This is a genomic window from Ruegeria sp. D1(2025) (genome assembly GCF_056536425.1).
In genome coordinates, this window is record NZ_JBQFPO010000005.1 from 154,074 (window position 1) to 166,974 (window position 12,901).

11 protein-coding genes are annotated in these 12,901 nt (G+C 60.4%); 3 read left to right on the forward strand and 8 right to left on the reverse strand.

Annotation, left to right across the window (positions count from 1 at the left end):
* Positions 1-3: 3 nt before the first annotated feature.
* Positions 4-876 carry a 4-hydroxy-tetrahydrodipicolinate synthase gene (dapA, locus tag ACR1XU_RS13860; protein ID WP_170614284.1) on the forward strand — a complete coding sequence of 291 codons (873 nt, stop codon included), beginning with the start codon at positions 4-6 and terminating at the stop codon, positions 874-876.
* Positions 877-1,015: 139 nt separating this feature from the next.
* Here the strand turns inward: dapA and ACR1XU_RS13865 are convergent, their stop codons facing one another.
* From ACR1XU_RS13865 to pdxR, 6 genes are all read right to left on the reverse strand, one after another.
* The gene (locus ACR1XU_RS13865; protein ID WP_480904526.1) at positions 1,016-1,888 is read right to left on the reverse strand and encodes a dimethyl sulfoxide reductase anchor subunit family protein; all 873 of its coding nucleotides are present in this window, start codon (positions 1,886-1,888) and stop codon (positions 1,016-1,018) included.
* Positions 1,888-2,637, reverse strand: a complete 750-nt coding sequence (locus tag ACR1XU_RS13870; RefSeq protein WP_170614286.1) for a 4Fe-4S dicluster domain-containing protein — start codon at positions 2,635-2,637, stop codon at positions 1,888-1,890. The genes ACR1XU_RS13865 and ACR1XU_RS13870 overlap by 1 nt, the downstream gene beginning before the upstream one ends.
* Positions 2,638-2,739: 102 nt before the next feature.
* Positions 2,740-5,562 carry a molybdopterin oxidoreductase family protein gene (locus tag ACR1XU_RS13875; RefSeq protein WP_480904529.1) on the reverse strand — a complete coding sequence of 941 codons (2,823 nt, stop codon included), beginning with the start codon at positions 5,560-5,562 and terminating at the stop codon, positions 2,740-2,742.
* Between the two features lie 89 nt (positions 5,563-5,651).
* Positions 5,652-6,659: a phosphate acetyltransferase gene (gene pta, locus ACR1XU_RS13880; protein ID WP_480904532.1), complete on the reverse strand. Its 1,008-nt coding sequence runs from the start codon at positions 6,657-6,659 to the stop codon at positions 5,652-5,654.
* A 22-nt stretch (positions 6,660-6,681) separates the two neighbouring features.
* Positions 6,682-8,457 (reverse strand): sulfoacetaldehyde acetyltransferase, encoded by a 1,776-nt coding sequence (xsc, locus tag ACR1XU_RS13885; protein ID WP_170614289.1) that lies wholly within the window; start codon positions 8,455-8,457, stop codon positions 6,682-6,684.
* Positions 8,458-8,686: 229 nt separating this feature from the next.
* A complete protein-coding gene (pdxR, locus tag ACR1XU_RS13890) occupies positions 8,687-10,147 on the reverse strand; it encodes a MocR-like pyridoxine biosynthesis transcription factor PdxR (RefSeq protein ID WP_480904535.1) in 1,461 nt (486 codons plus the stop codon).
* Between the two features lie 136 nt (positions 10,148-10,283).
* Between pdxR and ACR1XU_RS13895 the strand changes: the two genes are divergently transcribed.
* Together ACR1XU_RS13895 and ACR1XU_RS13900 are read left to right on the forward strand one after the other, a co-directional pair.
* Positions 10,284-10,592 carry an ArsR/SmtB family transcription factor gene (locus ACR1XU_RS13895; protein ID WP_170807456.1) on the forward strand — a complete coding sequence of 103 codons (309 nt, stop codon included), beginning with the start codon at positions 10,284-10,286 and terminating at the stop codon, positions 10,590-10,592.
* Positions 10,585-11,616 (forward strand): permease, encoded by a 1,032-nt coding sequence (locus ACR1XU_RS13900; RefSeq protein WP_480904538.1) that lies wholly within the window; start codon positions 10,585-10,587, stop codon positions 11,614-11,616. Before ACR1XU_RS13895 ends, ACR1XU_RS13900 begins: the two co-directional genes overlap by 8 nt.
* Positions 11,617-11,671: 55 nt before the next feature.
* On the opposite strand, the gene ACR1XU_RS13905 is transcribed toward ACR1XU_RS13900, so the two are convergent.
* A complete protein-coding gene (locus ACR1XU_RS13905) occupies positions 11,672-12,061 on the reverse strand; it encodes a hypothetical protein (RefSeq protein WP_480904540.1) in 390 nt (129 codons plus the stop codon).
* A gap of 53 nt (positions 12,062-12,114) precedes the next feature.
* Entirely contained in the window at positions 12,115-12,876 is a 762-nt protein-coding gene (locus tag ACR1XU_RS13910) for a DUF1013 domain-containing protein (protein WP_170614294.1), read from the reverse strand.
* Positions 12,877-12,901: the final 25 nt, after the last annotated feature.

A 12,901-nucleotide genomic window follows, 5' to 3' on the forward strand; every position in this document is an offset into this window, starting at 1 on the left:
TCCATGTTCAAAGGCTCGATGCCAGCACTCGTCACCCCGTTCCGAAACGGTGAGTTGGACCTGGACACGCTCAAACATCTGGTGGAATGGCAGATCCAGGAAGGTTCGACCGGGCTGGTGCCGGTGGGAACCACGGGCGAAAGCCCAACGCTCAGCCATGAAGAACACGAAGTGGTGGTGGAAGAGGTCGTCAAGGCCGCTGCCGGCCGCGTACCGGTCATCGCGGGTGCCGGATCCAACAACACGGTCGAGGCGATCCGGTTCGTGCAGTTCGCCGAGAAGGTCGGCGCGGCTGCGGCTCTGGTTGTCACGCCGTATTACAACAAGCCGACCCAAAAGGGTCTGATTGCCCATTTCAGGGCGTTGCATGATTGCGCGGATATTCCGATTGTCATTTACAACATCCCGGGCCGCTCGGTGATCGACATGACACCGGCGACAATGGGCGAACTGGCACAGCTGCCGCGCATTGTCGGGGTGAAGGATGCAACCGGCGATCTGGCGCGGGTCAGCCAGCAGCGGGCAAGCTGCGGTACCGACTTCTGCCAACTGTCCGGGGAAGATGCGACTGCCCTTGGCTTCAACGCGCATGGCGGGGTCGGATGCATTTCGGTGACGGCAAACGTGGCCCCGCGCCTGTGCGCCGAATTCCAGCAGGCGACCCTTGCAGGTGATTACGCCAAGGCGCTGGCCTATCAGGACCGTCTGATGCCCCTGCACGAAGCGATCTTCATTGAACCCGGCCTTGTCGGCGCCAAATACGCGCTCAGCAAACTGAACCGTTGCAGTGAAGACGTGCGCTCGCCCCTGACCGGGCTGGACAGCAGCACAAAATCTGCCATCGACGCGGCAATGGCCCACGCCGGACTTCTCTGAACGCGCTCGACACGAAAAAAGGGCGGCATTCACCGGGTGAAGCCGCCCTGTTTCTTTTCGGTAATCGGACTTCTTTTGTTCGAAAATCCCCCGGCGGTTGACTGCGCCTATGGTTCAGGAGGGGGCTGACCCCCTCGCTTCAGCGCTTGCCGTAATACAGTCCGACCACATGCTCTGCCTGAGCGAAGAACAGCCAGCGTGATACGGCAACGCCAGCCAGGTGCGACAGCACGGCCAACAGCACAAAGAAATGGCTGAACGGCAATACCAGCAACACAACGGGGACAAGGAAGGCCAGCGTGAACGAAATGATCCGCAGCTTTTCGGCGTGTTTGCGTCCGACCACATGCACGAATTCGCGCAACAGGTAGTTAGTCCCGGTATGCGGCGGTTCAAACGCCCGGACGGTCCCCCTCGACCCAAGCCCTGTTGCGGTGCCCAGATCCGTTCCCGAAGCCGCAAGGGCTTTGTCGCCTCGCACCCAGTACAGAATCTGAACCAACCCGGCAATCATCAGCAGGGGACGGGCCAGTCCCGTCTGTCCGGACAGCAAGGCGCCGCCGGCCAGGCTGAAGGTAATAAACATGAGCGGGGTCAGTTTCATGTTCCAGCGTGGAATGGTTTTCAGCTGGGTATAGATCATCGAGGTGGTAAACACGGTCGCCAGTGAAAACAGCGCCCCCAATGCGCCCAGAACGCTCCAGCTCTGGCCCAGAAAGACCGCGCCAAAGGCATAGAGGCCCATAAGAACCAATGCGATGACCGCGCACCAGCCCTCACGCGACAGCCAGCTTGATCGCCACTGCGAAAAGGCTTTGAGCGCGCGTTCGGGGTGGCCCAGATGGAAGGTCGACGCCATCAGGCCGCCAACGGCCAGACCATAAGCGATAGCGTAGAAAACAAAAGCCACCCAGCCGGTGACGTCCGGGCTGCCAAGGCCAAGAAAGAACAGCAGGCCAAAACCAAGGCCGGACAGCGTGGTGAAGATGATAACGGAAGGTGCCGGATGCATCAGAGCTTCTCCAGGGTTTTGTCGAGCCAGCCCAGAAAGCCCTTAGGTTCTTCGGCGACGGGTGCCAGAAGCGGTGCCAGGATGTCGATCTGTTCTTCGACGGTGTCCTTCGGGCGCGGCGGCAGGTATTTGTTGACGGGCTTGGTGCCCATTTCCGGCATCAGATCCATGCCATCCCGTTCGGCGACCAGTTTTGATACATCGCTGTTCGGGTCGCCCAGATCGCCGAAATGCCGGGCCCCGGCGGGGCAGGTACGCACACATGACGGGATGCGATCCACCTCGGGCAGGTTGTCGTTGTAAATCCGGTCGACGCAGAGAGTGCATTTTTTCATCACGCCTTCTGCCTGATCCAGTTCGCGGGCACCGTAAGGGCAGGACCATGCACACAGGCCGCAGCCGATGCAGTCGCTTTCATTGACCAGTACGATTCCGTCCTCGACCCGCTTGTAGCTGGCTCCGGTCGGGCAGACGGTGACACAAGGCGCGTCTTCGCAGTGCAGGCAGGATTTGGGGAAGTGGATCAGCTGGGCGTGCCCTTCGGCAGGCTGCACCTCGTAGGAATGCACGCGGTTCAGGAAAGTCCCCGACGGGTTGCCGCCATAGGCATCCTGATCCGACAAAGGCGCGCCATAGTTTTCGGTGTTCCAGCCTTTGCAGGAAATCACGCAGGCGTGGCAGCCGACACAGGTGTCCAGGTCGATCACCAGACCCATCTTGCGCTCGGTTGACTGAGGGAGTTGGGTCATGTCATTGGATCTCCGCTGCCGGGGAGGGGGCCAGCCCCCTCTTGAGCCTGCGGCTCAATTCACCCCCGGGATATTTCTGGCCAGATGAAGTTTGGACCTCGGTCATTTGCCCACCTTCCATGCCAGATCGGTCGGACCGGTTCCGACAGGTGATTTGATCGGTGGGAAGGCCGGCTGGCTTTCCGTCATTTCCTGCGGCGCGGCTGCTTTTTCGATTTTGACTTTCAGATCGAACCATGCGGCCTGCCCGGTGATTGGATCGGAGTTTGCCCAACGCAGCCCGTCGCCTTTCGGCGGCAAAAGCTCGTGGATCAGGTGGTTCAGCAGGAAGCCCTTGGTGGCCTCGGGGGCGTCCTCCTGCAGGGCCCACGCGCCTTTACGTTTGCCAATGGCGTTCCAGGTCCAGACAGTGTTGTCGTTCAGCGCCGCCATTTCCATCACCGGCACGGTGATTTCACCATGCGGAGACGTGACTTTGGCCCAGTCGCCGTCCGACAGGTTGTGTTCCCGCATCAGTTTGGTCGGAACATAGAGCGGGTTGCGTCCGTGCAACTGGCGCAGCCACGCATTCTGGGTACCCCAGCTGTGATACATTGCCATGGGCCGCTGGGTCAGGGCGTTGACGGTGAACCCCTCGTTCCCGGTCTGATCAGTTTCGTACCAGATCGGTAAAGGATCCATCGTGTCCTTGATGCGCTGGCGTAGATGATCGGGCGGTTGGCGCTCGCCATGCCCTTCGGCTGCCAGTTGGAACTTCCGCATCGGCTCGGAGTAGAGCTGGAACAGGTATGGTTGCGGGCTGTCATAGAGGCCCAGATTGACGGCCCAGTCCTGATAGGCGCTGTTCCAGGGTTTGTAGTACAGCGCCTCATCCGGGACATGTTCGACGTAGAACCCGCCATTTTCAATGTAGCGGTTCAACTGATCCGGGTTAACCTCGCCGCGCCCGGCCTGATCGCCGTTCTCGCCGCGGAAGCCGGCCAGTGGGCCAATGCCCGGCTTGCGCTGGTGATTGACCATATAGTCGGCGTAATCGGTGTATTTGGCGGCGCCGTCTTCGTTCGCAAAGCCGGGCAGGCCCAGCTTGTTGGCAAGCTGGATCAGAACCGTCTGGAACCCGCGCACATCCCTGTCGGGCTCGATCACCGGCCAGCGGATGGCGTCTGCGGCGCCGTCTGCCTCGCAGATCGGGCGGTCAAGCAGCGAAATGCAATCGTGCCGCTCCAGATACGTGGTGTCGGGCAGGATAAGATCGGCATAGGCGACCATTTCCGAGGAATAGGCGTCGGAATAGATGATATGCGGGATCACATATTCGCCGTTTTCATCCTTGTCCGTCAGCATGTCCATGACACCCTTGGTGTTCATGGTCGAGTTCCAGGACATGTTGGCCATGTACATGAACAGCGTGTCGATCTTGTAGGGATCGCCGGCATGTGCGTTTGAGATCACCATATGCATCAGACCATGGCTGGACATTGGGTTTTCCCAGGTGAACGCCTTGTCGATCCGCGCTGCGCTGCCGTCGGCCTTCAGCGCCAGATCATCCGGACCGCGTACAAAGCCCAGATGCGGGCCGTCCAGCGGTGAGTTCGGTGTGACCTTGCAGTGTGGCGTCGGGTGTGCCTCGACCGGTTTGGGGTAGGGCGGTTTGAACCGGAAGCCGCCGGGCACTTCGACCGTGCCCAGAATGATCTGCAGCACATGCAGCGCCCGGCAGGTCTGGAATCCGTTGGCATGGGCCGAGACGCCGCGCATCGAGTGCATGGCGACGGGGCGGCCGATCATCTTGTCATGTTTCTCGCCCCGGAAGTCGGTCCATTCCTGATCGATCTCGAAAGCCTCGTCAAAGGCGACGCGGGCGAGTTCCGCTGCAATGGCGCGGATACGCTTGGCGGGGATGCCGCACTTTTCGGCGATGGCTTCGGGGGCATATTCCTCGCTGAGGTATTTCTCGGCCATCAGGTGGAAGACCGGGCGGTGGGTGACGCCGTCTTTTTCGTAGGTGGCCGACAGGTCTGGGCGCACGCCGGGTTTGTCAAAGGCGGTCAGTTCGCCGGTTGCACGATCAATGACCAGCGGTTTGCCGTCTGTATCGCGCAGGAACAGACCATGTTCCGGTCCGTCCGAGGCGTTTACCAGCACAGGCGCGTTGGTGTAGCGGCTGAGATAGTCCAGATCAATCTTGCCGGCCTTCATGAGCACATGGATCATCGACAGGATGAACAGGCCATCGGTGCCGGGCGTGATCCCGACCCAGTCGTCGGCAACAGCGTTATACCCCGAACGGATCGGGTTCACGCCGATCACCCGCGCGCCGCGCGCCTTGATTTTGCCGATGCCCATCTTGATCGGGTTGCTGTCATGGTCTTCGGCCACGCCGAACAGCATGAACAGCTTGGTGTGATCCCAGTCGGGCTGTCCGAATTCCCAGAATGCGCCGCCCATCGTGTAGATGCCGCCCGCCGCCATGTTGACCGAGCAGAACCCGCCATGGGCCGCATAGTTACAGGTGCCGAAATTCTGCGCCCAGAAGCTGGTGAAGGATTGAGACTGGTCGCGGCCTGTGAAAAAGGCCAGCTTCTCGGGGTTGTCTTCGCGCAGGGGCTTCAGCCAGCCGACGGCGATGTCCAGCGCTTCGTCCCAGCTGATTTCTTCGAATTCGCCCGAGCCGCGCGGCCCAACCCGTTTCAACGGTGCGCGCAGCCGTGACGGCGCGTTGACTTGCATGATCCCGGCACTGCCCTTGGCGCACAGAACGCCCTTGTTCACCGGGTGATCGCGGTTGCCTTCGATATAGGCGACCTTGCCGTCTTTCATGTGCACATTAATGCCGCAACGGCAGGCGCACATATAGCAGGTGGTCCGCCTGATCTCGTCCGAGACCTTGGGAGAAGTGTCTAGGATCGGCTGCTGATGCGTCATTGGCGGGTCCTGTCGGTTGTGTCGGGATGAACTTGTCACTTTCATTCCGAATTGAGAACACCGTTCTGTGAACGGCGCAAATATAAGTTCTATGTTCTGTCGGCCTGCAGGGCGGTTACGGCGATCATCTGAGTCACATCCTCGGCGCTGCAGCCGCGTGACAGGTCGTTGGCCGGCTGTGCCAGCCCCTGCAAAACCGGGCCGATGGCAGAATATCCGCCAAGGCGCTGGGTGATTTTGTAGCCGATATTGCCCGCGTCGAGATTGGGGAAGATCATGACGTTGGCCTGACCGGCCACAGACGATCCGGGGGATTTGCGATCTCCGACCGATGGTACGAAGGCCGCATCGAACTGCAATTCGCCGTCGACCTCAAGATCTGGTGCCGTCTGCCGCAGGGTTTCGGTGGCTTCGATGACCTTGTCCACAGCGGCGTGTTTCGCACTGCCCTTGGTTGAAAAGCTGAGCATGGCGATTTTGGGATCAACACACAGCAATGCCCGCGCGGAGTTGGATGATGCGAGTGCGATCCTGCTCAGCTCAGCAGCGCTGGGATCGATCACAAGGCCGCAATCAGAATACAGCATCGCCCGCGCGCCGGGCATTGCGTTTTCTGGCGGGTACATCAGGAAGAATGAGGACACCATTCCCGCGTCCGGCGCCATGCCGATCACCTGAATGGCCGTCCGCACGATATCACCGGTGGTATGGACGGCACCGCCGACCGTTCCGGTGGCGCGCCCGCTGCGAACCAGCATGGCGGCATAAACCAGAGGAGATTCGGCGGCTTTTCGGGCTTTGGCCTGATCCACGCCCTTGTGCTGGCGCAGTTCGAAATAGGTTTGGGCAAACTCTTCGGTCAGCTCCGAAGTTGCAGGGTCATGTATCGTCACGCCATCTGATGCGGACGCGCCCAGGTCTTTCAGAGTGGCTTCGATGTCGGCGTGTACGCCAACCAGAATGACATCGGCCAGTTCAGCCGCATGGGCGGCTAGCGCCCCCGCAACAATGCGGGGATCACTGCCTTCGCATAAGGAAATTACAGGTCGGATTGCCGGGGCGCGCTGACGCAACAGCTCGATGGGTGTCAGGGTCATGCGCTCCGGCTCCGTCCTGCAATTACACGATCTGTTCGCGCATGTCGTCTGCGGACACACCGGCAACGGCGACGGGTTTCTTCATCGCGTCACGGCGGAACGGTTCGCCCAGTTCCTGGTTGATCAAGGCTTCGATCAGGGTGGTGATGCCGTTCTTCTGATCTTCGATCGCCTGGTTCAGTGCTGCGGTCAGCTCGTCCTGGGTGCGGGCAACGACGCCTTTCAGACCACAGGCCTGCGCGATTCCGGCGTAGGAGACCTTGGTGTCCAGTTCGGTGCCGACGAAGTTGTCGTCGAACCACAGGGTCGAGTTCCGCTTTTCCGCACCCCACTGGTAGTTGCGGAAGACGATCTGGGTCACGGCGGGCCATTCGTCACGACCGATGGCGGTCAGTTCGGTCACGGCAATGCCGAAGGCACCGTCGCCCGAGAAGCCAACGACCGGAGTGTCCGGGCAGCCGATTTTGGCGCCAATCACCGATGGCAGGCCATAGCCGCAGGGGCCGAACAGGCCGGGGGCCAGGTATTTGCGGCCTGCCTCAAACGACGGGTAGGCGTTGCCGATGGCGCAGTTGTTGCCGATGTCGGACGAGATGATCGCCTCTTTCGGCAGTGCGGCCTGAATGGCGCGCCACGCCATGCGCGGGCTCATCCAGTCGGGCTTGGCAGCACGGGCGCGTTCGTTCCAGGTGGTGCCCGGATCGTCCTGCTCGTGATCCATCGAGGTCAGTTCCTGCGCCCAGCGCGACTTGGTTTCCGCGATTTTCGCCTTGCGCGCATCGCGTCCTTCGTCGCCTGCTGTGTCCGACAGCTGCGCCAGAATGTTGGTTGCAACGGTGGCCGCATCGCCCACGATGCCGACCGAGACCTTCTTGGTCAGGCCAATACGGTCGGGGTTGATGTCAACCTGGATGATCTTGGCGTTTGTGGGCCAGTACTCCATGCCATACCCGGGCAGGGTCGAGAACGGGTTCAGACGGGTGCCAAGGCACAGAACGACGTCAGCTTCTTTGATCAGCTCCATACCCGCTTTCGAACCGTTGTAGCCCAACGGGCCGGCAAACAGCGGATGGGAGCCGGGGAAAGCGTCATTGTGCTGGTAGCCAACGCAAACCGGCGCGTCCAGACGCTCGGCCAATGCCTTGGATGCCTCGATTCCGCCCTTGGACAGAACAGTACCGGCGCCGTTCAGGATGACCGGGTTCTTGGCCTCCGACAGCAGGGCGGCCGCTTCGGTGACGGCGGATGCGCCGCCCGAGGGAAGTTCGAATTCGACGACGGCAGGCAGGTCGATATCAACAACCTGGGTGAAGAAGTCGCGCGGTACGTTGATCTGTGCCGGTGCCGAGGCGCGCTTGGCTTTGGTGATCACGCGGCTCAGGACTTCGGCCATCCGCGAGGGGTCGCGCACTTCTTCCTGATAGCAGACGCAGTCAGCGAACATGCGCATCTGTTCCATTTCCTGGAAGCCGCCCTGACCCATGGTCTTGTTTGCGGCCTGCGGGGTGACCAGCAGCAGCGGGGTGTGGTTCCAGTAGGCGGTTTTGACGGCGGTGACAAAGTTGGTGATGCCGGGGCCGTTCTGCGCGATCATCATCGACATCTTGCCTGTGGCGCGGGTGTAGCCGTCGGCCATCATGCCGCCCGAGCCTTCGTGTGCGCAATCCCAGAAAGTGATGCCAGCTTTTCCAAAAATGTCGGAGATCGGCATCATAGCCGACCCGATGATCCCGAACGCGTGTTCGATTCCGTGCATTTGCAGGACCTTAACAAAGGCCTCTTCCGTGGTCATTTTCATGTGTGCGCTCTCCAAGCAAAGGTGGAACGGGCCAGGCACCTTGCCTTGCCTTTGCATATGGTTTTGGCGCAAGGGTGGCAGCTGCGTTAGGGCCAGAAAGCGCGGCGGAATATGTCCAGAGTCGGGCTGGATCACTCGCCAATAAAAAGTACCGCCGGTCCCCTGTCGCGCCGTTGGCGTCCTTGGGGCGTTGGAGATACAGGGGGATTCTGTTTGAAAGCCAGGCGTCCTAATACGCGCGGATTGCGTCGGCAATCAGCTTGATGCCAGGGGCTATGCGATCCGATGTGATTGACGAATATCCGAGGCGGTAAAAGTTCCGCGGGCGGTCCGGTCCGGAAAAGAATGGCTCGCCCGGTTCGATATGCACGCTCTGGCTTTGCAGGTTGCGCGCAAGCTGTGTCGCATCCACATGGTCGGGTGCCGACATCCATATCGATGATCCGCCCAACATACCGCGACCGGCAACCGTCAGGCCGTATTGTTCTACGGCTTTCTCAAGGGCGTCCCGCCTTTGGGCAAGCGCGTTCGACATGCGCCGGATCTGCGCGTCATAGTGCCCGAGCGACAAGAAATAGGCGGCTGTGCGCTGGATGTGGCCGGGCGGGTGGCGCAGAACCAGCGATCTCAGGGCGCGGGCTTCGCGAATGAAGGGCTCGGACCCGACCATGTAGCCCAGGCGTAAGCCGGGAAACAAAGATTTCGAGAAGCTGCCGACATAGATTACGCGCCCGTCCCGGTCCATGGATTTCAAAGCGGGTGAGGGCGCGCCAAGAAAGGACATCTCGAATTCGTAATCGTCTTCGACGATCATCGCGTTCAGTTGGCGCGCCCTGTTCAGCAGTTCGCCCCTTCGAGACACCGGCATGGTCGCGGTGGTCGGGCTTTGGTGACTTGGCGTGGTGAAGATGACGTCCGTATCGTCGGGGATGATGTCCGGCGAAAGGCCGTCCCGGTCGACCTTCAGCGGTGTGAGCTGACACTCGGAGTGGCTCAAAAGTTCGCGGAGGGCGTAATAGCAGGGGTCCTCAATCGCCGCCTTGCGTGTTTTGTTCAGCAGTATACGCGAGGCCAGCCAAAGCGCGTTCTGGGCGCCCAGCGTGATCAGAATCTCTTCTGGGCGCGCCGCGATTCCCCGGCGCGGCAAGGTATGACGGGCAATAAACTCGATCAGCAGGGGATCATCCTGATCCACATAGTCGCCGGTCAGCGAGGCAAAATCCTTGTGACCCAGCGCCCGCACGGCGCACAGACGCCAGTTTGCGTGATCGAACAGGGTTCGGTCTGCCTGGCCGTAGATGAAAGGATACCGGTAATCGCGCCAGTCGCTGGGCTTGGGAAGGACATCGCCTTCGGAGAACCGGCGCGCCAGCGCGGTATTCCAGTCAACATTTTCAGCCCCACGCTGAACCGGAGTGTATTTTGGCGGCACCGGCGCGTTGTTTGAGACGTAATACCCGGACCGCCCTTTTGCAGTCAGGTAGTCATTTGCCAGAAGCTCGGTGTAGGCCAGAGTCACCGTGATCCGGCTGACGCCCAGATGCGCGGCAAGTTTGCGGGACGAGGGCAGTTTTTCGCCAACGTGGAACCGCCCTGACAAGATGCCTTCGGCAATCATCTGCTGGATTTGCGCCTGCAGCGTGCCCTGTCCGTTCAGCTCAAGAAAGAATGTGTCGACCGATATCCCCATAGGGCCTTATAGAGTGGACTTAATCGCGGGGCAATCTGGACTTAACATCTTGTGGCACGATTTGGCAAAAATCTGTTGACACGATGAAACCATAAACCTAAATAACTAGAAAATTAGTTTAATAGAGGTGATGAAAATGTGGGAAACCGCTGCTGCAGGGTTTTCAGCCATGGGGTCCGAGGCCCGGCTGAAAGTTCTTAAGACGCTGGTCCGCGCTGGGCAGGCGGGCCTGACCGTGGGCGAAATCCAAAGTCGCACGGGCATTGCGCCATCGACGTTGGCCCATCATCTGCGGTTCCTTGCCGCTGGTGGTGTCGTGGAACAGGAAAAGATCGGGCGCACCACGATTAACCGCGCCTGTTTCGATGAGCTTCGGGATCTTGCCCAGTTCATTCTGAGTGAGTGCTGCATGGACGAAGTGGGAAAGGCCGCGAACGATGGCTGAACTGGCACAAAATCCGAAGGTACCGGCCAGATCCATCGCCGATCTGATTAAAACGCCCTGGGCAGTGATCGTGGCGCTTCTTGCAGCCGTCGCTGTTCTGGATCCCGGAAACTGGACCGAGGTGGTGACGTTTGCCGGCAAGGCGCTGGGCCATACCGGTCAATACATCCTGTTTGCCGTGTTGCTGCTGTCCTATCTCAAGGCAACAGGGGCCGAGGTCATGGTGGCACGGGCCTTTGAGGGGCGCGAGACACGAATGATCTTTCTGGCCGCCTTGTTTGGTGGCCTGGCTCCGTTCTGCTCCTGCGAGGTCATCCCGTTTATCGCCGGACTTCTGGCCCTGGGCGCGCCTTTGTCGGCCGTTATGGCCTTCTGGCTCAGCTCACCCCTGATCGATCCGCCAACGCTGTTGATCACGGCCGGGGCACTGGGGTGGCCGTTTGCCGTAGGCAAAGCCGTTGCGGCAGTGGCGCTTGGGCTGTTCGGCGGGTTCGTGGTGCGTGCCCTGATGCGCAACGGCGCCTTCTCGCAACCTCTGCGTGAATACAAACCCGCCGGTTGCTGCGGCTGCGGCCCGAAGAAGGACGACAAACCGGTCTGGCGTTTCTGGCAGGACCCGGATCGCCGCGTGCGCTTCCGGTCCGAGTTTGTGCACAATGGTGTGTTCCTGCTCAAATGGCTTGCGCTGGCCTATGTGCTCGAGGCGCTTCTGGTCAGCTATGTACCGGCTGACATGATCGCCCGGGTTGTCGGCGGGGACGGTGTTCTGCCGATCGTGATCGCGGCGCTGGTTGGCATGCCTGCCTATCTGAATTCCTACGTCGCACCGCCGTTACTGGCCGGCCTGACCGAACAGGGGATGAGCGCGGGTGCCGCCATGTCCTTCATGATCGCAGGCGCAGTCAGCTCGATCCCGGCGATGGCAGCGGTTTGGTCGCTGGTCAAACCCCGTGTCTTTGCCACCTATCTGGGTCTGGGGATCAGCGGTGCAATCATGGCCGGAATACTGTTCCAGATGATCTGAAAATGAAAAACCGCCCGGCGTTCAGGCCGGGCGGTTTTCATTAAGTCGTGAAGGCTCAGCCAGCCTCGCAATATCGCGGCAGTTTGAACCGGTACCGCGCCTCGCCGCTTTCCACGTAAACCCGCTTTTCGACGCAAGCGCTGGTGCCAACGGATTGCGCAATCGGAGCTTCGGTCGACGTTATCGATGCAGCTGAACCATCCGGCAGGCGCACCGACGCCACGACGCCGTTCTTCAGGTCGCCATTGATCGGCGAAGCGGTCAAAACATCGGCGACAAAATAAGAGTCGTGTTCGTGCACGCCGTCGTCATTCAGGATCAGCAAACCTGCCGTTACGGCGATGAGGGCCAGCACACCAGCGATGGCCAGACCCTTCGTCTGGGCAAAAGCATAGATGGATACAGCGCGATGCGGGCCAAAAATGGCTGACAATACGTTCAGCATGGTTCTTCCAAGAAAGTAAAACCCCGACCAGTCGGGCCGGGGTCACACGTCAATTATGGGCGCAGGTCGTCTTCGTCCTCTTCCTCGCCGCCACCCTTGGGCAGGTTGAAGAAGCTGTCGGCGTCCACGATCGGTTCGTTCTCTTCCTTGTCATCGCCGTCATCGGACAGCGAGAAGGTCTCGAGACCCTCGATGGCAGTCGGGATCTTGGGCGCGGCGTCCATTTCCAGCGACTGCTCGGTCGAAACCAGCCTGCGGCGTTCGTCATCGCTCATGACGCCGCCTTCGGCGGCTTTCTTGGCGGCGGCCTTCTGAACGATCGCGTCCAGCTCGGACTGTTTGCACAGGCCCAGTGCGACCGGGTCGATCGGCTGCATGTTGGCGATGTTCCAGTGGGTACGCTCGCGGATCGACTGGATGGTCGGTTTGGTGGTGCCGACCAGCTTGGCGATCTGACCGTCGCTGAGTTCGGGATGGAACTTGACCAGCCACAGGATCGAGTTCGGGCGGTCCTGACGCTTGGACAGCGGCGTGTAACGCGGGCCGCGGCGCTTTTCCTCGCCCGAGGCGGCCGGGTTGAACTTGAGCTTCAGCTTGTGCAGCGGATTGTTCTGCGCCGAGTCGATTTCTTCCTGGGTAAGCTGGTTGTTGGCGATGGGGTCGAACCCTTTGACGCCAGCAGCAACATCGCCATCCGCGATGCCCTGCACTTCAAGCTCGTGCATGCCTACGAAATCCGCGATCTGCTTGAAGCTGATCGTGGTGTTGTCCACCAGCCATACGGCTGTTGCCTTGGCCATAAGCGGTTTTGCCATCAGCCCATCTCCTATAAATACATCT

Excerpts from the sequence above, each read along its gene's own strand:
- ACR1XU_RS13865 (WP_480904526.1), bottom strand. The coding sequence starts at position 1,888 with ATGCATCCGGCACCTTCCGTTATCATCTTCACCACGCTGTCCGGCCTT.
- ACR1XU_RS13875 (WP_480904529.1), bottom strand. The coding sequence starts at position 5,562 with ATGACGCATCAGCAGCCGATCCTAGACACTTCTCCCAAGGTCTCGGAC.
- ACR1XU_RS13900 (WP_480904538.1), top strand. The coding sequence starts at position 10,585 with ATGGCTGAACTGGCACAAAATCCGAAGGTACCGGCCAGATCCATCGCC.
- ACR1XU_RS13910 (WP_170614294.1), bottom strand. The coding sequence starts at position 12,876 with ATGGCAAAACCGCTTATGGCCAAGGCAACAGCCGTATGGCTGGTGGAC.
- xsc (WP_170614289.1), bottom strand. The coding sequence starts at position 8,457 with ATGAAAATGACCACGGAAGAGGCCTTTGTTAAGGTCCTGCAAATGCAC.
- ACR1XU_RS13895 (WP_170807456.1), top strand. The coding sequence starts at position 10,284 with ATGTGGGAAACCGCTGCTGCAGGGTTTTCAGCCATGGGGTCCGAGGCC.
- ACR1XU_RS13905 (WP_480904540.1), bottom strand. The coding sequence starts at position 12,061 with ATGCTGAACGTATTGTCAGCCATTTTTGGCCCGCATCGCGCTGTATCC.
- pdxR (WP_480904535.1), bottom strand. The coding sequence starts at position 10,147 with ATGGGGATATCGGTCGACACATTCTTTCTTGAGCTGAACGGACAGGGC.
- pta (WP_480904532.1), bottom strand. The coding sequence starts at position 6,659 with ATGACCCTGACACCCATCGAGCTGTTGCGTCAGCGCGCCCCGGCAATC.
- ACR1XU_RS13870 (WP_170614286.1), bottom strand. The coding sequence starts at position 2,637 with ATGACCCAACTCCCTCAGTCAACCGAGCGCAAGATGGGTCTGGTGATC.
- dapA (WP_170614284.1), top strand. The coding sequence starts at position 4 with ATGTTCAAAGGCTCGATGCCAGCACTCGTCACCCCGTTCCGAAACGGT.